Raw genomic sequence first — 18,815 nt, 5'->3', positions numbered from 1 at the left:
ACTCAGTAAGTGACGGGAATTTCGAATACCTGGAACGCGTCGTCCAACGGTTGGTAGCCCAGCACACGCGTGGTTTCGCTCAAATCCAGACGCTTGAAGCGGTTGTTGGAAATGCCGTGGGCAATCAGGTGCTTCACGCCGACGGTTTCCACCGAGCGTTGCAACAGCTGCACGGCATCCCGCGGGCTGAGCCACGCGCTGAGGTCGCGGGCGTTGTTCAGGTCGTGGGTTTCGGGGAATTCAAAAGCGCCGATGCGCAGGGCGATGGTCGACAGCGGCGTCTTGGCCGCGTAGTAGCCACACAACGCCTCGCCATAGCATTTGCTCACGCCATACAGGTTGGCGGGCATCACCTGCATGCCGGGGGTGATCTGCCGGTCGACCGGATAGCCTTCGATGGTTTGTGCGCTGCTGGCGAACACCAGGCGCTGCACGCCGGCAGCCACGGCGGCTTCGAAGAGGTAGGTGGTGGCGAGGATGTTGTTGGGCAGCAATTCGTCGAACGAGGCACTGGCGTGGGGGATGCCCGACAGATGCACGATCACGTCGATGCCTTCGAGCAGGGTCGCCAGGCTGGATTTATCGCTGAGGTCGGCGTGTACGAAGCGGTGTCCACCCAGGTCGAAATCCGGCGCGATGCGGTCGGTGAGGGTGAAGCGGTAGCGGTCTTGCGAGGCTTGGAAAAATGTCTTGCCGATTCTGCCGCAGGCGCCGGTGAGTAGTACGTTGAGTCCGTTCACGTGGGGTCCCTGTGCTTAGTTGTGGCCGTCGAGGGCGAAGGTCTTGAAACCGGCGTGCTGGCTGAGCCGCTGATAGTAGGCGGCAATGGCTGGGTAGGGCGGACGCTGCATGGGGGTTGCCTGCCAGCGGTGTACCGAGAGGCCGATCAAAATGTCGGCGAGGGAGAATTCCTCGCCGGCCACATAGGCTCCGGTCTTGGCCAGCTGCTGTTCGAGAATCCCCATCTTGTCGTTCCATACCTGCACCGCGGCGGCGATCTGCGCAGCGTCGAGGCCGTCCGGGTTATTGCGTACCAGGGCGGTAAAGGCATCGCTCCAGGCGCGGTTGAGTTCCGTGGCTTGCCAGTCAATCCACTGCTCGACACGGGCCCGTGGCGCCGGTTCGACAGGCAGCAGGTCGTGGCGTTGGTAAAGGCCGACGAGGTAGCGGCAGATGGTGTTGGACTCCCACAGCACGCCGTGGTCGTCGATCAGCACAGGTATTTGCGCGTTGGGGTTCAGGGCGAGGAATTCGGTGGACTGCGTGGGCTTGAAGCCGATGCCCCAGTCCTCGCGCACATAGTCGATGCCCAGTTCCTGGCAGGTCCACAACACTTTGCGCACGTTGATGGAGGAAGTGCGGCCCAAGATTTTCAGTGAATGTCCCATGGTTCTTCCCTGGCGATGGAAAGTGGTCAATCTAGCAGGGCGCAAGCGGGCATGGTTAAAAAATGTGGGAGGGGGCTTGCTCCCGATAGCGGTGGGTCAGTCAACTTACAGATAGCTGACCCACTGCAATCGGGAGCAAGCCCCCTCCCACATTTGGACCGAGTAAGGTCTCAGCAGCGTGGTGTGTGCTGGTCCATGGCCTTGCCGAGCAGCGAGTTAAACGAGGGTGGCAGCTGTACGCAGGTTAGTAGACCGGTGGACACTCAAAGCCGGCGCACCCGAAAGTGTCCTACGCACAGCCGCCATTAACACAGGCAGACTTCTGATCGTTCCCACGCAGAGCGTGGGAACGAGCGGGTCAGGTGCTCTCCCGCACCTGCAACTCAAACCCCATATCCACCACCGGCTTGGCGATCTTGTTGCCCGCCATGATGGTCAACAAATGCTCCGCCGCCCTGCGGCCAATGGCTTCTCGTGGCGTGCTGATGCTGCTCAGGCGCGGCACCATGAATGACGATGCAGGCAAGTCGTTGAAGCCCAGCACTGCCACGCGTTCAGGCACCTTGATGCCATGGCGCAGGGCTTCGAGCAGGGCGCCCTGGGCCAGGTCGTCGTTACCGAAGAAGATCGCATCCACATCCGGATGCGCTGCCAGCAATTGCAGGAACAGTTCGCCGCCCAGGCCCACTGAGGAGGGGCGGGGTGTCAAAAGCTCCAGCGCCGGGTCGTACATGCCCGCCTGCTGCAAGGCGCGGCGGAAACCTTCACCGCGCAACAACGTGCGCTGATCCAACTGCGCGCCAATGTAGGCCAGGCGCTTACGCCCCCGGGACAGCAAATGCGCCGCCGCCGTCTCGCCTGCTGCCAACTGTGAGAAACCCACGCAGTTCACCCCGGCATTGGGGTCCAGATCCATCATGTACACGCACGGCACATTGCTGGTCTCGACCATTCGTCGCGCGCTTTCGGTGCGGTCGAATCCGGTCAACAGCAACCCCCGTGGCTGGTAAGACATGTAGTTGCGCAGCAGGTTTTCTTCTTCATCACGCGAATAATGAGAGTTGCCGATCAGCACTTCAAAGCCCTTGGGCCGCAGTACCTGATGGATAGCTTCCAGGGTTTCGATAAACAGCAGGTTGGACAACGATGGCACCAGCACCACCACCGAATGGCTCTGGGCCGAGGCCAGGGCACGGGCAGCGGGGTTGACCACGTAGCTGAGTTCGGCGGCGGCCTGCTGGACTTTTTCCACCAGTTCGGTGGCGACGCTGCTGATACCGCGCAGGGCGCGTGAGGCGGTGATCGGGCTGACCCCGGCCAGCCGTGCAACTTCATTGAGGGTAGGGCGGCCCGTCGTGCGGGTATTTTTATCGTTCTTGGAGGTCATCAGGCGGCTTGCCAAACAAAAATCGAGGCACTAAGGTAGCGCTGTCTCCAAAGGGCTGCAAATTATTGAACCTAGGGTTGCCTGATCCGGTTCGAATGATTGGAGCAGATGCACGCGTCACTCCATAAAAATGACAAGTCGGCGCGGGAAAAGCCTGTTTTTGCACTAGCCTTATGCTGTGCAAAGGTAGCGCTATCTGCGTCCTGAGGTGTTTCATGAGTCAACCTGTTACCGCCCTGGTCATCATGGGTGTTTCCGGCTGTGGCAAGTCCAGCGTCAGCGAAGCCCTGTGCCGCCTGAACGGCGCCACTGCCATTGAAGGCGACAGCTTTCACCCCGCCGCGAACATCGAAAAGATGAGCGCCGGCCACCCCCTTAACGACGACGACCGCGCCGGCTGGCTCGACATCCTGTGCGATGAACTGCGCCGCTCGCTCAAGGCGGGCGAGCATCCGGTGCTCACCTGTTCGGCCCTGAAAAAGAAATACCGCGACCACCTGCGCGAAGCCGCGCCGGGCCTGGGCTTTGTATTCCTGGAGCTGACCCGTGAAGTCGCCGCCGACCGTGTGTCCCACCGGCCCGGCCATTTCATGCCGGCCAGCCTGATCGACAGCCAGTTCGCCACCCTGGAGTCGCCCAAGGGCGAGCCGCTGACCCTGGCGCTTAACGCCAGTGAAGACAGCGTTGAGGAACTGGCCGAGCAGACCAACGCCTGGTGGCTCAAGCACGGCTTTGAACCAACTCATTAATTTTTTGCCGGAAAAGATAGCGCTATCCCCGGCAGGAAATTCAACACCCGCTTTAATAACAACAACAAACAGGAGAGACCCCCCATGTTTGGCATGTCCCACGAGTCTTACCTGCTGCTAGATGCAGTGGTCACTATCATCGGGTTGATCGTTCTGATCACCAAGTTCAAGGTGCACCCGTTCATTGCACTGATCATCGCGGCCGGCTTCCTCGGCCTGACCTCGGGCATGCCCGTGGACAAGATCATCAAGGCATTCCAGGACGGTTTCGGCGGGGTGCTCGGCTTTGTCGGCATCATCCTCGCGCTGGGCACGATGCTCGGCAAGATGATGGCCGAATCCGGCGGTGCCGACCAGATCGCCCAGACCCTGATTCGCGCCTTCGGCAAAGAGAAGGTTCAGTGGGCCATGATGTTCGCCGCGTTCCTGGTGGGCATCCCGCTGTTCTTCGAGATCGGCTTTGTATTGCTGATCCCGCTGGTGTTTATCGTGGCGCGGCGTACCGGTGTGTCGCTGATCAAGATCGGGATCCCGCTGCTCGCCGGCCTCTCGGCGGTGCACGGCCTGGTGCCGCCGCACCCGGGCCCGTTGCTGGCCATCGGCGTGTTCGGTGCGGACATCGGCAAGACCATCCTGTACGGCCTGATCGTTGCGCTGCCGACGGCCATCATCGCTGGCCCGATCTTCGGTACTTTTATCGCCAAGTACATCCCGGGCAACCCGTCCCAGGAGCTGGTCGATCAACTGGCCCGCGAGCCTGAAAACAAAAACCTGCCGAGCTTCAGCATCACCCTGGTCACCGTGCTGCTGCCGGTGTTCCTGATGCTGCTGAAAACCTTCGCCGACATCGCCTTTGCCGAAGGCAATGTGGTGCGCAACTGGATGGACATGATCGGCCACCCGATCACCGCGCTGTTGCTGGCCTTGTTGTTGTCGCTGTACACCTTTGGCCATCGCCAGGGCATCCATTCCAAGCAGATCCTCAAGCTGCTCGACGCCAGCCTTGCGCCGACCGCGGCGATCATCCTGATCATCGGTGCCGGTGGTGGCTTCAAGCAGATGCTGGTCACGAGCGGCGTGGGTGACGTGATCGGCCATATGGCCGTGAACGCGCAGATCAACCCGATCCTGCTAGCATGGCTGGTGGCGGCGGTGATTCGGATTGCCACGGGCTCAGCGACCGTCGCGACCATTACCGGCGCGGGCATTGTGGTGCCGGTGGTGGGGATGATCCCGGGGGTTAACCGCGAGTTGCTGGTGCTGGCGACGGGGGCGGGGTCGTTGATCCTGTCGCACGTCAACGATGCCGGGTTCTGGCTGGTCAAGCAGTACTTCAACATGACCGTGGCCGAGACGTTCAAGACCTGGACGGCGATGGAGACCATTCTGTCGATCGTGGCGCTGATCTTCATCATGTTGCTGTCGTTGGTGGTGTAAGCCACACCGCACAGTCTGGGGTGAAAACCCAATCAAATGTGGGAGGGGGCTTGCTCCCGATGGCGGTGGATCAGTCACCAGATGTATCGACTGAACCACTGCTATCGGGAGCAAGCCCCCTCCCACATTTTGACCGAGTTAGACGCTGGCTTTGGGTACTAGCCCATCCGCCCTGAACATGCCACGAATCCCCCGCACTGCCTGGCGGATCCGGTCCTGGTTTTCGATCAGCGCAAAGCGCACGTGATCATCGCCATACTCGCCAAAGCCAATCCCAGGCGATACACACACCTTGGCCTCCAGCAGCAGTTTCTTGGCAAATTCCAGCGAGCCCATGGCGGCGTACTGCTCGGGAATCTTCGCCCAGACATACATCGACGCCTTCGGGTTCTCCACCATCCAGCCCAGTTCATGCAGCCCCTTGACCAGCACATTGCGGCGCTGGCGGTACTGCTCGGCGATGTCTTTGACGCACTGCTGGTCGCCTTCCAGCGCCGCAATCGCCGCCACCTGCAGCGGGGTGAAGGTGCCGTAGTCATGGTAGCTCTTGATCCGCGCCAAGGCGTTGACCAGTTCCGGGTTGCCCACCATGAACCCGATGCGCCAGCCGGCCATGTTGTAGCTCTTGGACAGGGTGAAAAACTCCACCGCGATGTCCTTGGCGCCCGGCACTTGCATGATCGACGGGGCTTTCCAGCCGTCGTAGACGATGTCGGCGTAGGCCAGGTCGTGAACCACGAGCACGTCGTACTGTTTGGCCAGGGCGATGACCCGTTCGAAGAAATCCAGCTCCACGCACTGCGCGGTGGGGTTGGACGGGAAACCGAGGATCATCATCTTCGGCTTGGGGATCGAGCCACGAATCGCCCGTTCCAGCTCATCGAAGAAGTCCACGCCCGGCACCAGCGGCACCGAACGTACCTGGGCGCCGGCAATCACGGCACCGTAGATATGAATCGGGTAGCTGGGGTTGGGCACCAACACGGTGTCGCCCTGGTCCAGGGTGGCCAGCATCAGGTGCGCCAGACCCTCTTTGGAACCGATGGTGACGATGGCTTCCGACTCGGGGTCGATATCCACTTCATAACGGTCCTTGTACCAGCGCGAAATCGCCCGGCGCAGGCGCGGGATGCCTTTGGAGGTGGAGTAGCCGTGGGTGTCTTCACGCTGGGCGACGGTGACCATTTTTTCCACAATGTGCGGTGGCGTGGCGCCGTCGGGGTTACCCATGCTCAAGTCGATGATGTCTTCGCCGCGCCGACGCGCAGCCATCTTCAGCTCGGCAGTGATATTGAAAACGTAAGGGGGGAGTCGATCTATGCGCGCAAAGCGGCGCGGCGAACCTTGGTCGGCCATTGTTGCCTCGAGAGTACGTAAGCGCCCGGAACCGTCCGAGCGACGTCGGCCACTGCGGTGGCCTGCGGGGCAGACAATACGGGCGATGATGGCGTGTTGTCCAGATGGCGCGGGAAAAAATTGTACATGGAGCGCGACCGGGATATGCCCCTATACTCGATGCGGGTTTGTTCCCTCATAAGAAGGAGACTGTTCGTATGGATCAGCAGACAAAACAACCGTTGGAGCCACGCATGGAAGCCGGCAAAGCCCTGGTGATCGCCGGTGTACAAGGGCGTTATTCGAAGGCCACCGTGGGCGATATCCCCAAGTTATGGGAGTTGTTTGACACGTGCATTAAAGACATCAAGAAGCGCGTTGGCCGCGTGACCTACGGCGTTTGCCACAACCCCCACCACGGCGAGTTTGATTACATGGCCGGGGTAGAAGTCCCAGGCAAGGGCGATGTGCCGAGCAACTTTGAGTTCATCGAAATCCCGCCGCTCAACTATGCGGTGTTCCCGCATTACGGGCCGGTGCAGGCGCTTGAGCAAACCTACGAGCGCATTATGTTCGAATGGCTGCCGCACTCGGGTTACAAGGTGATGGGCGCGGATTTCGAGCGCTATAGCGCAGATTTTGACGCGAGAAAGGGCACGGGAGCGGTGGAGATCTGGTTGCCGGTTGGAGAGCGGGGCTGACGCTCGCCGATGTCATGTAAACACGACAGGCACGCGTCAACGTCGTGTTTGCGTGACATTACCGTTATGAATTGAAGATCCAACTCAACCGGCGCTCATACCCAACCTGTCCCTTGTACGCTTCGCCGCTGTCCACCCATCCAGCCCCCAGATACAGCCCCATTGCCGCCGGGTTGTGCGTGTCCACAGACAACTCCAACCCTTTGATCTGCGGCCACACCTCAAGCGCCAGGGTTGGCAGTGCCTGCAAACACGCCTTGCCGAACCCACGCCCTTGCTGATGCCGATCTACTTGCAACGCATGCAGTGTGGCGCAGTGTTCATCGGCCCAATGGGGCAGGCAGGGTGGGCGCTTGAGTAGGAGAAAGGCCACGGGGATATCATCGGCCAACAGCGCAAAACCTTTGACGCCAGGGCTCGGGTTGACCAGCAGCGTATTGAGGGCGCAATACATATCGCCGCAAAACGGCAGTTGTTCAGGATGAACTTCGATGGCGCTGACTTGCTGTTGTTGCACAGCATTGAGCGCCTCATAGGCAACAAGGCGGGTTTGCATCGGATTATCCGAACGGCTGCAATGAAGACTGCAGTCTATCGGGTTTGTGGCGGGGTAAATTATTTTTCCATGGCCTGTCGATTTGCCACAAGGCCGTTCGACTAAGGGTGTCTTCCGTGATTTTACAACCCAGGAGTCATCGCCATGAGCACTGCAATCAACACTCTGATCGAGCAATGGAAACAAGCCGTGGTATCCCAGGATATCGACAAGATTGTCAGCTTTTACGCCGACGATATCGTCGCATTCGATGCGGTTGGCGCGCTGCAATTCAAGGGCAGGGAGGCCTATCGTGCACACTGGAAGACGTGCATGGAACATTGCCCGGGCCCAGGCGTTTTTGAGTTTCATGAGTTGCGCATCATTCAGGCCCAGGACAGCGCCTTCGCCCACTGGCTGGCGCACTGCGGTGGCACCGGTCCGGATGGTGTACTCAAGACCTGCTGGATGCGCGTCACCGCCGCTTACCAGCGTATCGATGGCCAATGGAAAGTGGTGCATGAGCACTGGTCGACGCCGTTCGATATGCAAAGCGGCACGGCGCTGTTCGACCTGAAACCTTGAGCACTGCGAACTATAGTCAGGAGGCCGAAAACGGAGAACATCATGAAATACCTGTGCCTGATCTACAGCGACGAACAGCTGTTACACACCTCGCCCGACAGCCCCAAGGACCCGGAGTGTCTTGCCTACGCCGAGGCCGTCCAGGCCAGCGGACGCATGCTCGCCGCCGAGCCGCTGCAGCCGGTCAATACTGCCACCACCGTGCGTATGCGCAATGGCAAGGTGTCGATCACCGACGGGCCATTTGCCGAAACCAAGGAGCAGCTCGCCGGCTTCTACCTGATCGAAGCCAGGGACCTCAACGAAGCGCTCCAGGTAGCCGGCGGCATCCCGGCAGCCCGGGTCGGCAGTGTGGAAGTACGCCCCGTACGTGAATTGAAACTAGCTTAATGACGCTCAATGGCCAGGTCGAAGCGGTTTACCGCAGCGAGTCACGGCGTGTGCTTGCAACGCTGATTCGTGTGCTGGGTGATTTCGACCTGGCCGAGGAGGCGCTGCACGAGGCATTTTTCGTCGCCGTGCAGCGCTGGCCCGAGGACGGTGTGCCGGATAATCCACGGGCCTGGCTGGTATCAACCGGTCGCTTCAAAGCCATCGACCGTCTACGTCGCCAGGCGCGGTTTACCCCGTTGCTGCAAGAGCAGGCCGACACACTGGAAGCAGCGCAGTGGAGTGATGAAGACGTGGAAGACGATCGCCTGCGCCTGATCTTCACCTGCTGCCACCCGGCGTTGGCGCCCGATGCCCAGGCGGCGCTGACCTTGCGCGAGATCTGCGACCTGAGTACCGAGGCCATTGCCCACGCGTTTCTCGCCACACCCACCACCATCGCCCAGCGCATCGTGCGTGCCAAGGGCAAGATCCGTGAAGCGAAAATCCCCTATCAAGTGCCGTCCCGTGGCGAGTTGCCCGAGCGCCTGGACAGCGTGCTGCGGGTGATTTACCTGGTGTTCAACGAAGGCTACTCGGCCTCCACAGGCACCGATCTCACCCGTGAAGACTTGACCGCGGAGGCCATTCGCCTGGGCCGCTTGCTGATGGAGTTGCTACCGGAGCCGGAAGTCATGGGCTTGCTGGCGTTGATGTTGCTGCACGAATCGCGCCGCCCGGCACGCACCTCGGCCAATGGTGAATTGGTGCTGTTGGATGCTCAGGATCGTGGGCTGTGGGATACGTCCTTGATGGCTGAAGGCTGCGCATTGGTGGAGCAGGCGCTGACCACGCGACGCTTCGGGCCATATTGCCTGCAAGCAGCGATTGCGGCGGTGCACGCCGAGGCGCCGAGTGCCGAGCAGACTGATTGGCGGCAGATTGTCGGGCTCTACGATGTATTGCTCAGGGCCATGCCATCGCCGGTGGTCGAGTTGAACCGTGCGGTAGCGGTGGCGATGGAACAGGGACCGACGGCTGGATTGACATTGGTGGACAGCATTTTGCAACGCGGTGAGTTGCAGGATTACCACTTGGCGCATTCGGCGCGGGGGGAATTCTGCCGGCAGTTGGGACGGGTTGGAGAGGCCCGTGCAGCTTACGAAAAAGCCCTGTCGCTGACCCAGCAAACCCCGGAAAAACGCTTCCTGGAGCGACGCCTGACCGAACTCAAATCCCCCAGACAATGAAGCTCCAAATGTGGGAGGGGGCTTCATTGTTCTCACTGGCTCATTCGAGCATCTGCCCCAGCAACCAACTCCCCGCCGGCCCCGGCGGATGCTGGCGCGACCACAACGCATCCACCGTCACCGACCGCGGCCAGCCACGCACCCTCAGTTCCTGCAGGCTGCCATTGCCAAAACGTTCCACCAGCCAGCGTGGCAGGGGCGCCCAGCCGAAACCCAACTGCGCCATTTCCATCAGCATCAGGTAACTGGCTGCCGACCAGACCCGCCCGGCAGCGCGATTGTCATAGGGTTTGACGATGCTCGCCAGGCGCAATTCCCGATGCTGTTTCAATGCCTGCTGGTCAACCTTTTCCAGCGTGGCCAAGGCATGCTGGGGGGAAACGAACAGGGCCGTTTCGGTACGTTCCTCGACCGGCGAATGGGTCAAGTCCGGCGGGTACTCCTCCTGCTGCTCGATAAATGCGATTTGCGCTCGGCCACTTTGTACAAGGTCGATCAGGTCATCGCACTCGGCAATCAGCCATTCCAGTTCCAGGTCCGGATAACGTTCGGCAAACGCGATGATGGTGGTTTCGAAGCGCTGCGATTGGTAGGTGTCTGACATGGCGATGGTCAGCTTCGGTTCCAACCCCGTGGCCAATTGGCTCGCCGTCAATTCCAGGCGGCTGCTGGCCTCCAGCACCTGCTCGGCGCGTTGCAGCAGTACATGGCCTGCCGGGGTCAAGGTCGGTTTGCGGCTGCTGCGGTCAAACAGCACTACATCCAAGTCTATCTCAAGGCTGGCCACCGCCGCGCTGACGGTGGACTGGCTCTTGCCCAGCTTGCGCGCCGCGGCGGAAAACGAACCTTGGGTTGCGGCCTGGACGAACGCCTGGAGCACTTCATGGGACGCCATGACTATCGCCTTGATCGATGGTTATTGGTTATGAAGTATCGAGTCAAAGCCTGATCATGGCAACCCTCGTCACTCACGGAGCCGGGTCATGAACCCTACCAAATCCATTACTGAACGTATTTTACAAGCCCTTGGGTTCGAAGGGCTGGCCTTGTTGATCTGTACGCCGTTGCTGGTGTGGATCACCGGCAGGCCGGCGCTGGAGATGGGCGCCGTGACCCTGGGCATCAGCCTGCTGGCCCTGAGCTGGAACGTTATTTTCAACAGCCTGTTCGACCGCCTCAGAACACGCTTGCAGCTGGCCAACGACGGGTGGACCCGGGTGGTGCACGCGCTGCTGTTCGAAGGCGGCCTGATTCTGATGGCGGTGCCGTTGATTGCCGCCTTGATGAAGATCAGCCTGCTGGAGGCGTTCATACTCGACATCGGCGTGCTGTTGTTCTTCCTGCCGTATACCTATGTGTATCACTGGGGTTATGACGTACTGCGTGAAAAAATCGTCAACAAAACCCCAGTCACCCAATAGGCGCCGCTGCCTACAGGAACATCCCCCCCGACGCCTCGATCCGCTGGCCGGTGATCCAGTTGCTGCCATCGGCCAGCAAGCTCGAAATCGCCCCGCCAATATCGTCCGGCAAGCCGACACGGCCCAGGGCGGTATTGTTGGCGACCATCGTATTCAGATCGGTGTTATCGCGCACTGCGCCGCCGCCGAAGTCAGTGGCAATCGCGCCCGGTGCCAGGGTGTTCACGGTAATACCGCGTGGGCCCAGCTCCTTGGCCTGGTAGCGCGACAGCACTTCAATGGCGCCCTTCATCGACGCGTACGCGGCATAGCCCGGCAGGCTGAACCGCGCCAGGCCGCTGGAAATATTGATGATGCGCCCACCATCGCTGATCAGCGTCAGCAGTTTCTGCGTGAGGAAAAACGGCGCCTTCAAGTGGATCGCCACCAACTGGTCGAACTGTGCTTCGGTGGTCTCGGCAAAGCTGGCGTGGGCGCCGATCCCGGCGTTGTTGATCAGGAAGTTGAAGTGATCCTGGGCGAACACCTCCTTGAGCAGCGCGCCGACCTGGGCGACGAAGCCATCGAAGCCTGCGCTTTGGCTGACGTCCAGTTGCAGCATGGCGGCGCGGCCACCCAATGCCTGCACTTGGGCAATCACCGCTTGGGCTTCGGCCGCTGCGCTGTGGTAAGTGCCGATGATGTCTACGCCTTGCGCAGCCAGGTGCAGTGCGGCGCTTTTGCCCAGGCCGCGGCTGGCGCCGGTAATAAGTGCGATTTTACGGGTCATGGTGCAGTCCTCAGGTGGGGTCAGTGGGACTGAGTGTATTTGTCCGGTCATAACGTGATAAACAGGCGGATATCGGAATCACTGGCCGGATAAGGCGAACAATCCCATGAACAAGCTTGAGTTACTGCGCACCTTCGTGCGCGTCACTGAGTTGTCGAGTTTTACCCAGGCCGGCCAGAGCCTGGGCCTGCCGCGCTCTACGGTGTCTGAGCACGTGCAGGCGTTGGAGGAACTGCTCGGTGCGCGGCTGCTGCAACGCACCACACGCAAGGTGCAGGCGACCCAGGATGGTCGTGTGTTGTACGAGCGCAGCAAGGATCTGCTGGCGCATATGGAAGAGCTGGAAGGTTTGTTCCGCCAGGACGAAGCCCAATTGGCCGGGCGCATACGGGTAGACATGCCCAATGTCATGGCGCGGGGCTTGATCCTGCCGAACTTGCCCACGTTCATGGCACGCCATCCTCTTATCGACATGGAGATCAGCGGCTCGGATCGCCAGGTGGACCTGATCGCCGAAGGTTTCGACTGTGTTGTGCGCGTCGGGGCCCAGCCCGATCAAACCGTGGTGGCGCGACGGGTGTGCAGCATGCCGATGGTCAACTGCGTCAGCCCGGTGTACCTGCAACGTTATGGCGTGCCGCAGACTCTGGCTGACCTGGCAAATCACCAGTTGGTGCACTACGTACGGCCCCTGGGCGCACGCTCGGCAGGGTTTGAATACATGGTGGGCAACAAGGTGCAACGGTTGCCGATGGCAGGAAGGGTGACCGTCAACAGCACCGATGCTTACCAGTCGGCGTGCCTGGGTGGGTTTGGCATTACCCAGGTGCCCCATCTGGGGATCCGCGATCTATTGGCCAGCGGCGACTTGGTGGCGGTGCTGCCGGATTACCAGGCACCGCCCCTTGACGTATATTTACTGTACGCCGGCCAGCGGCATTTGCCGCTGCGGGTGCGGGTGTTCATGGACTGGTTGACTGCCACCCTGCAAGCCCATCTTTAACGGCGCGCCGACAACTGCTGCGGCGCCAGGAATGCATCGTGGAAGTAATCGCGGAACGCCTGCATCGCCGGGGTGAATGCGCGCTCGCGGTGCCAGGCCAGGCCGACGCTCATGGGCGTCACCGGGTCGGTCACGGTCAGTGTCTCGATACGCTTGCCTTCCAGGGACCAGGGCCGGTGTACCAGGTCCGACAGGATCGCCACGCCGCTGCCATTGGCAACCATGCTGCGTACCGCCTCTACCGAGCTGGTGCGCAGGCGCACCTTGGGTGTTTGCCCGGCCTGTTCCCAATAGCGCATGGCGCTGTGTTCGGCCTCATCGACGGTCAGCAGGATGTACGGTTCTTGCGCCACATCCGCCAGGCTCACGGCACCGCGTTCGCACAATGGGTGATGGCTGGGCAGCCATAGGCGGCGTTCGGAGTTGAATAGGATTTCAGAGACGATATCCGCGTGGGTGAGGTTGGCGGTGAGCACCACGGCCATGTCGAACTGGCCGTCAAGCAGGCCGTGTTCGATGGCCTGGCGTTCCTGCTCGAACACTTCGATGGTCACGTCCGGATGCCAATGTTCCATGCGCTGCAAATGGTGCGGCAGGAAATAACCCAGCACCGTGTAGCTGGCCGCTACGCGCAATACGCCGCTGGCGCGGTAGTCCGGTAACGGGCTGTTGAGGGCATCATCCACGCTGCGCACAATCACGTAGGCGCGGTTGAGAAAATGCCGCCCGGCGTCGGTGAGGTTCATGCCCTGGGCCGAGCGCACGAACAACTGTACGCCAAGCATGGCTTCCAGCTCCTTGATCGCCGTGGTCACCGCCGACTGGGAAATATTCAAGTGAATCGCCGCCTGGGAAATCTGGCCAATTTCCGCAGTGGCGACGAAGTAGCGAACTTGGCGCAAGGTGAGGGACATGGGTGATATCTGATTTTCAGAAGATGGGTCATCTGATAATAGATCTTCCCAAGGGGTCAAGCCCCAGCCTACTTTCCTGGCATCACCTTTGGCGGAGCAACCTCGATGCAGGCAGTGGATTTCAATTCGGACATGGGCGAAGGCTTTGGCCCCTGGACCATCGGCGACGGCGTCGATGCAGAACTGATGGCCTATATCAGCTCGGCCAACATCGCCACCGGCTTTCACGCCGGCGATCCCGGCACCATGCGCCGCACCGTCGAGCGCGCCAGGCAACTGGGGGTGGCCATCGGCGCGCACCCGGGCTTTCGTGACCTGGTGGGTTTCGGTCGTCGGCATATCAATGCACCGGCCCAGGAGTTGGTGGACGACATGCTCTACCAGCTCGGCGCCCTGCGCGAAATCGCTCGTGCCCAAGGCGTCCACTTGCAACATATCAAGCCCCACGGCGCGCTCTACATGCACCTGGCTCGCGATGAAGAAGCCGCACGGCTGCTGGTGCAGAACCTGCAGATCCTCGAGCCGACGCTGTTGCTGTATTGCATGCCCAACTCGGTGATCTGGCGCATTGCCAAGGAACTGGGCCAGCCTGTGGTACGCGAGTTCTATGCCGACCGTGAGTACGATTTGAGCGGCTCCATCGTCTTTACCCGCCAGGTTCGGGCGCTGGACCCTGCCACTGTCGCAGCGCGTGTCCTGCGTGCCTGTCAGACCGGGCTTGTACGTACCGTGGAAGGCGAAGACCTGTTCATCGAATTCGACTCCATCTGCCTGCACAGCGACACCCCAGGTGCCCTGGAACTTGTGGAAGCGACCCGAGAAGTCTTGGACCGTGCGGGCATCGACGTCAGGCCACCCCAATAAGAACGCCTCATCACTTTTTTGCCTGCCTTTCTACAATGATTCCAAGAGGAACAGACATGGCTGAAATGTCCCCCATCCGCTACAGCTTCGGCGCTGATGAACACCTGTTTGCCGAGGTCAGCGACAGCATGTCCCTGCAGGCCTTTTTCAAGGGCATGGCGGTAACCCGCGCCGTGGAGCGTATGGCACTGGAAGGCGTGCTGGATGTGTGCCTGGCCAATGCATCGTTCCAGATTCGTTTTGACCCCGACCGCATCGCGCCCCATGTACTGCTCGACGCGGTACAAAGCGCCGAGGCCCAGGCCGTGACCGAGCGCACCTTGCACACGCGCATCATCGAAATCCCGGTGCTCTATAACGACCCCTGGACCCACGAAACCCTGATGCGCTTTCGTGACCGCCACCAAGACCCCAGCAGCACCGACCTGGAGTACGCCGCACGCATCAATGGCCTGGCCGACGTGGACGCGTTTATCACCGCCCACAGTGGCGCACCGTGGTTTGTGTCGATGGTCGGCTTTGTCGCGGGCTTGCCGTTCATGTTCCAAATGGTCGAGCGCGAGCGACAATTGCAAGTGCCCAAGTATTTGCGGCCACGCACCGACACGCCCAAGTTGACCCTGGGCCATGGCGGCTGCTTTGGGTGTATCTACTCGGTGCGCGGCGCGGGGGGCTACCAGATGTTTGGCGTCACCCCTGCACCGATCTACGACCCGGCCCAGCAACTGGCGTACCTCAAGGAACACATGGTGTTTTTCCGGCCCGGCGATATCGTGCAGTTCAAGCCGATGGACCGTGAGGCTTACGACCTGGCCGTCGCCGAGGTGGAAGCAGGGCGTTTCGATTTGCGCATCCGCCCGGTGGAGTTTTCCCTCGATGCGTTTCTTGCCGACCCCATCGGCTATCCGAAAACCCTGCAGGAGGCGCTGGCATGATCAAGGTCCTCAAACCCGGCCTCGCCACCTCCGTGCAGGACCTCGGCCGCGAAGGCTATTACCACCTGGGCATTCCGCCCTCGGGGGCGCTGGACCAGTACGCGCTGAGCGCGGCCAACCACCTGGTGGGTAACCCCGTGGGTGCGGCTGGCCTGGAATGCACGCTGATCGGGCCTGAGCTGGAGTTCCAGCAGGACGCGTTGGTGGCGTTGAGCGGCGCCTTGATGTCGCCGCGCCTGGACGGTGAAGTTGTGCACCAGGACACCGCCTTCGCCGTGCGTGCCGGGCAGGTGCTGCGCTTTGAGTTTCCCAAGGCCGGCGCGCGTACTTACCTCGCCGTTGCCGGAGGCATCGACGTGCCGTTGGTGCTCGGCAGTCGCTCCACTTATACCCTTGGCGCCCTCGGTGGGTTTCACGGGCGGCGCTTGCAGGAGGGTGACCAGTTGCCCATCGGCAAGGCCAGCGGTAATGGACGTGCGGGTAACAGCTTGCCGATGGCGTTGCGTCGTTCGGTGGGCGGCGATGTGACCTTGCGCGTGGTGCCGGGCCTGTATTACGAGCGTTTGACCGACGGGGCGAAAAGCAGTTTTTTTGCCGAACCGTGGACGGTCGGCTCTGAGGCGGATCGCATTGGCTATCGCTTCAAGGGCGGCAGCGCGTTGAGTTTTCAGCCGCGGGAGCAGCCGTTTGGCGCCGGTTCCGACCCATCGAACATCGTCGACAGTTGCTACCCGATTGGCTCGATTCAAGTGCCTGCTGGGCTTGAACCCATTGTGCTGCACCGCGATGCGGTGTCGGGCGGTGGCTACGCGATGATTGGCACGGTGATCAGCGCCGACCTGGATTTGATCGGGCAGATGCAGCCTAACCAGCGGGCGGGGTTTGTGGCGGTGACACTGGAGCAAGCGTTGGAGGCGCGGCGGGTCTACAAGAAGCGCCTGAAGGCGATGGCTGGACTCTTTACACCCTGAAGAAGCACAAAACCAAGGGGGGGCACGCCCTACTACCTGTAGGAGCGAGCTTGCTCGCGAAAAACTCACAGTTGCCGTGTTCATTCAGAAAACACGCGTTATCGTTGGCGTTTTTCGCGAGCGAGCTCGCTCCTACAGAGAGCAAGCCCCCCACATTTTGACCTTCTGTGTGTGTCAGAACAGTTGGGTGAACAGCCAGTACAGGCTACCCGACAGTAAAATCGCCGCCGGCAAGGTCAGCACCCACGCCATCAGCAAATTGCGGATGGTCTTCATCTGCAACCCCCCGCCGTTGGCCACCATGGTTCCGGCCACACCCGAAGACAGCACATGGGTTGTCGATACCGGCAGCCCGAACATATCCGCCGCGCCGATGGTGAGCATCGCCACCGTCTCGGCCGACGCGCCCTGTGCGTAAGTCAGGTGGGTCTTGCCGATCTTCTCGCCCACCGTCACCACGATGCGCCGCCAGCCGACCATGGTGCCCAGGCCCAGGGCAATGGCCACGGCGATCTTCACCCACAGCGGGATAAAGCGCGTGGCGTTGTCGATCTGTTGCTTGAACAGTTGCAGCTTGCCTTGGGTATCGGCGTCGAAGTTGCCGACTTTGCCCTTGTCCATCAGGCGAATGGTTTCGCTGGTCAGGTACATGTCGTTACGCACGTTGCCGACGGCTTCGGCCGGTACGGCGGCGAGGGAGCCATAGCTTTTTACTTCTTCGCCGATATGGCCGGTGAGGGCGGCGAGGGCGGGCACCAGTTCCGGCGTGGCTTCCTTGGTGCGCACGTAGGTCGACAAGGTGGCGCGAGAGTCACCCGTTGCCGGCTGCGGTGCTGCTTTGACCAGTGCAACTTGAGTGACTTCCGCGACCGCTGCGAACTGCAGCGACTGGTCGGCCGGCATGGTGCGGTTCAGCGCGTAGGCCATCGGCAAAGTGCCCACCAGGATCAGCATGATCAGGCCCATGCCTTTTTGCCCATCGTTGGAGCCGTGGGCGAACGACACACCAGTGCAGGTGGCGATCAGCATGCCGCGAATCCACCAGGGCGGCGGCGTGTCGCCTTTGGGTGCCTTGTACAGCGCGCGGTTTTTCACGAAGGCGCGCAGGGCCAGTAACAGCAAGGCGGCAAACGCGAAGCCGATCAACGGCGACAACAGCAAGGCATAGCCGATCTTGATCGCCTGGCTCCAATCCACACCGCTGGTGCCGTCACGCCCGTGCATCAGGGCATTGGCCACGCCGACGCCGATGATCGAGCCGATCAGGGTGTGGGACGACGAGGCCGGCAGCCCCAGCCACCAGGTGCCCAGGTTCCACAGGATCGCGGCGATTAGTAAGGCGAAGATCATGGCGAAACCGGCGGAGGAACCCACCTGCAAAATCAGCTCCACCGGCAGCAGGGCAATGATGCCGAACGCCACCGCGCCACTGGAAAGCAACACTCCGAGAAAGTTGAAAAAGCCCGACCACACCACCGCAAACTGCGGCGGCAACGAGTTGGTGTAGATCACCGTCGCCACCGCATTGGCGGTGTCGTGGAAACCGTTGACGAATTCAAAACCCAAGGCGATCAACAGCGCCACGCCGAGCAACAGGAACGGCGTCCAGGTAGTGAGCTGGGCGCCCATTTCGTGCATATCGTGCATCAGGCTGTAAGCGGTGAACAACAGACCCATGGCAAGTACGGCGAAGAACATGATCACCGTCAACAAGCCTGGTTTTGTGTCCAGCCGGGGTTTGGAGGAGGGTGAAGCGTGGGGGGAGGCAGTCAGGGAAGGGGTGGCCATGCCGGAGCATCCAGTGTGAGGAGGATGGCCTTAATGATCATTGCAAAATATTACAGCGATGCTGCGGCAGGTCAGTGTTTTCGGAAATTGAGTGCACCGCCGGTCTACCAAACGCAGAAGAACCAATGTGGGAGGGGGCTTGCTCTCGATGGCGCAGTGTCAGTTAATAAATTATTGACGGACCCACCGCTATCGGGAGCAAGCCCCCTCCCACATTTTGACCGCATTTCAGGTCAGTAGTCTTTGCGTTTTCGGAACGCCCAACGCCCGGCAATCAAGGTAAAAGTCGCGACCAGCGCAACCAATATCCAGAAACCTTCCGGGTCTTGGGACAGCGGCACCCCACCCACATTCATGCCAAAAAAGCCGGCGATGATATTGATCGGCAGCGCCAGCACCGTTACCACCGTCAGA

The 18,815-nt window shown here is 60.9% G+C and carries 21 protein-coding genes; 11 read left to right on the top strand and 10 right to left on the bottom strand.

Features of this window, described 5'->3' with window-relative positions; translation table 11 throughout:
* Window positions 1-2 precede the first annotated feature (2 nt).
* The 3 genes from QZR30_RS21100 to QZR30_RS21090 form a co-directional block, all read right to left on the bottom strand.
* Complete coding sequence (locus tag QZR30_RS21100; protein WP_046069236.1) at window positions 3-740, bottom strand: NAD-dependent epimerase/dehydratase family protein; 738 nt, start codon at window positions 738-740, stop codon at window positions 3-5.
* 15 nt (window positions 741-755) lie between these two features.
* Entirely contained in the window at window positions 756-1,388 is a 633-nt protein-coding gene (locus QZR30_RS21095) for a glutathione S-transferase family protein (RefSeq protein ID WP_046069235.1), read from the bottom strand.
* A 358-nt stretch (window positions 1,389-1,746) separates the two neighbouring features.
* On the bottom strand, window positions 1,747-2,778 hold the full coding sequence (locus QZR30_RS21090) for a LacI family DNA-binding transcriptional regulator (protein WP_162252763.1): 1,032 nt from the start codon (window positions 2,776-2,778) through the stop codon (window positions 1,747-1,749).
* Window positions 2,779-2,990: 212 nt separating this feature from the next.
* On the opposite strand from QZR30_RS21090, the gene QZR30_RS21085 reads away from it, so the two are divergent.
* Both QZR30_RS21085 and QZR30_RS21080 read left to right on the top strand, forming a co-directional pair.
* Window positions 2,991-3,524 (top strand): gluconokinase, encoded by a 534-nt coding sequence (locus QZR30_RS21085; RefSeq protein WP_043051282.1) that lies wholly within the window; start codon window positions 2,991-2,993, stop codon window positions 3,522-3,524.
* A gap of 84 nt (window positions 3,525-3,608) precedes the next feature.
* The gene (locus tag QZR30_RS21080; RefSeq protein WP_034115677.1) at window positions 3,609-4,961 is read left to right on the top strand and encodes a GntP family permease; all 1,353 of its coding nucleotides are present in this window, start codon (window positions 3,609-3,611) and stop codon (window positions 4,959-4,961) included.
* Between the two features lie 138 nt (window positions 4,962-5,099).
* On the opposite strand, the gene alaC is transcribed toward QZR30_RS21080, so the two are convergent.
* On the bottom strand, window positions 5,100-6,317 hold the full coding sequence (gene alaC / locus QZR30_RS21075; RefSeq protein ID WP_046069233.1) for an alanine transaminase: 1,218 nt from the start codon (window positions 6,315-6,317) through the stop codon (window positions 5,100-5,102).
* Between the two features lie 197 nt (window positions 6,318-6,514).
* On the opposite strand from alaC, the gene QZR30_RS21070 reads away from it, so the two are divergent.
* A complete protein-coding gene (locus QZR30_RS21070) occupies window positions 6,515-6,997 on the top strand; it encodes a GyrI-like domain-containing protein (protein ID WP_046069232.1) in 483 nt (160 codons plus the stop codon).
* A gap of 64 nt (window positions 6,998-7,061) precedes the next feature.
* Here QZR30_RS21070 and QZR30_RS21065 read toward each other — a convergent pair whose 3' ends face one another.
* Window positions 7,062-7,553 (bottom strand): GNAT family N-acetyltransferase, encoded by a 492-nt coding sequence (locus QZR30_RS21065; RefSeq protein WP_046069231.1) that lies wholly within the window; start codon window positions 7,551-7,553, stop codon window positions 7,062-7,064.
* Window positions 7,554-7,697: 144 nt separating this feature from the next.
* Between QZR30_RS21065 and QZR30_RS21060 the strand changes: the two genes are divergently transcribed.
* From QZR30_RS21060 to QZR30_RS21050, 3 genes are read left to right on the top strand one after another with little or no spacing between them, the layout of a single operon-like run.
* Window positions 7,698-8,117: a YybH family protein gene (locus QZR30_RS21060; RefSeq protein ID WP_046069230.1), complete on the top strand. Its 420-nt coding sequence runs from the start codon at window positions 7,698-7,700 to the stop codon at window positions 8,115-8,117.
* Window positions 8,118-8,159: 42 nt separating this feature from the next.
* Complete coding sequence (locus QZR30_RS21055) at window positions 8,160-8,507, top strand: YciI family protein (protein ID WP_046069229.1); 348 nt, start codon at window positions 8,160-8,162, stop codon at window positions 8,505-8,507.
* The gene (locus QZR30_RS21050; protein ID WP_068967625.1) at window positions 8,507-9,736 is read left to right on the top strand and encodes an RNA polymerase sigma factor; all 1,230 of its coding nucleotides are present in this window, start codon (window positions 8,507-8,509) and stop codon (window positions 9,734-9,736) included. The genes QZR30_RS21055 and QZR30_RS21050 overlap by 1 nt, the downstream gene beginning before the upstream one ends.
* A gap of 40 nt (window positions 9,737-9,776) precedes the next feature.
* On the opposite strand, the gene QZR30_RS21045 is transcribed toward QZR30_RS21050, so the two are convergent.
* Complete coding sequence (locus QZR30_RS21045) at window positions 9,777-10,631, bottom strand: LysR family transcriptional regulator (protein WP_311904081.1); 855 nt, start codon at window positions 10,629-10,631, stop codon at window positions 9,777-9,779.
* 88 nt (window positions 10,632-10,719) lie between these two features.
* On the opposite strand from QZR30_RS21045, the gene QZR30_RS21040 reads away from it, so the two are divergent.
* Entirely contained in the window at window positions 10,720-11,157 is a 438-nt protein-coding gene (locus tag QZR30_RS21040) for a multidrug/biocide efflux PACE transporter (protein WP_311904080.1), read from the top strand.
* A 10-nt stretch (window positions 11,158-11,167) separates the two neighbouring features.
* Here QZR30_RS21040 and QZR30_RS21035 read toward each other — a convergent pair whose 3' ends face one another.
* Window positions 11,168-11,926, bottom strand: a complete 759-nt coding sequence (locus tag QZR30_RS21035; protein ID WP_311904079.1) for an SDR family NAD(P)-dependent oxidoreductase — start codon at window positions 11,924-11,926, stop codon at window positions 11,168-11,170.
* A gap of 106 nt (window positions 11,927-12,032) precedes the next feature.
* Here QZR30_RS21035 and QZR30_RS21030 point away from each other — a divergent pair, with 106 nt between their 5' ends.
* The gene (locus tag QZR30_RS21030; RefSeq protein ID WP_311904078.1) at window positions 12,033-12,929 is read left to right on the top strand and encodes a LysR family transcriptional regulator; all 897 of its coding nucleotides are present in this window, start codon (window positions 12,033-12,035) and stop codon (window positions 12,927-12,929) included.
* Here QZR30_RS21030 and QZR30_RS21025 read toward each other — a convergent pair.
* The gene (locus QZR30_RS21025) at window positions 12,926-13,843 is read right to left on the bottom strand and encodes a LysR family transcriptional regulator (protein WP_056847672.1); all 918 of its coding nucleotides are present in this window, start codon (window positions 13,841-13,843) and stop codon (window positions 12,926-12,928) included. The genes QZR30_RS21030 and QZR30_RS21025 overlap by 4 nt on opposite strands.
* Before the next feature lie 105 nt (window positions 13,844-13,948).
* On the opposite strand from QZR30_RS21025, the gene QZR30_RS21020 reads away from it, so the two are divergent.
* From QZR30_RS21020 to QZR30_RS21010, 3 genes are read left to right on the top strand one after another with little or no spacing between them, the layout of a single operon-like run.
* The gene (locus QZR30_RS21020) at window positions 13,949-14,707 is read left to right on the top strand and encodes a 5-oxoprolinase subunit PxpA (RefSeq protein WP_311904076.1); all 759 of its coding nucleotides are present in this window, start codon (window positions 13,949-13,951) and stop codon (window positions 14,705-14,707) included.
* 56 nt (window positions 14,708-14,763) lie between these two features.
* Window positions 14,764-15,642, top strand: coding sequence for a 5-oxoprolinase subunit B family protein (locus QZR30_RS21015; RefSeq protein ID WP_311904074.1), 879 nt, complete (start codon window positions 14,764-14,766; stop codon window positions 15,640-15,642).
* Window positions 15,639-16,613, top strand: a complete 975-nt coding sequence (locus tag QZR30_RS21010) for a biotin-dependent carboxyltransferase family protein (protein WP_059397446.1) — start codon at window positions 15,639-15,641, stop codon at window positions 16,611-16,613. Before QZR30_RS21015 ends, QZR30_RS21010 begins: the two co-directional genes overlap by 4 nt.
* Window positions 16,614-16,787: 174 nt before the next feature.
* Here the strand turns inward: QZR30_RS21010 and QZR30_RS21005 are convergent, their stop codons facing one another.
* Window positions 16,788-18,401 carry an inorganic phosphate transporter gene (locus tag QZR30_RS21005; protein ID WP_046069219.1) on the bottom strand — a complete coding sequence of 538 codons (1,614 nt, stop codon included), beginning with the start codon at window positions 18,399-18,401 and terminating at the stop codon, window positions 16,788-16,790.
* Between the two features lie 233 nt (window positions 18,402-18,634).
* The coding region (locus tag QZR30_RS21000) for a CorA family divalent cation transporter (protein ID WP_311904073.1) at window positions 18,635-18,815 on the bottom strand (181 nt) is incomplete at its 5' end.

This window comes from Pseudomonas sp. rhizo25, assembly GCF_031931935.1.
In the GTDB taxonomy this organism is placed as follows: Bacteria; Pseudomonadota; Gammaproteobacteria; order Pseudomonadales; family Pseudomonadaceae; genus Aquipseudomonas; species Aquipseudomonas synxantha.
Note: the sequence above shows the minus strand (reverse complement) of the source record. Positions and strands in the feature narration are given on the sequence as shown.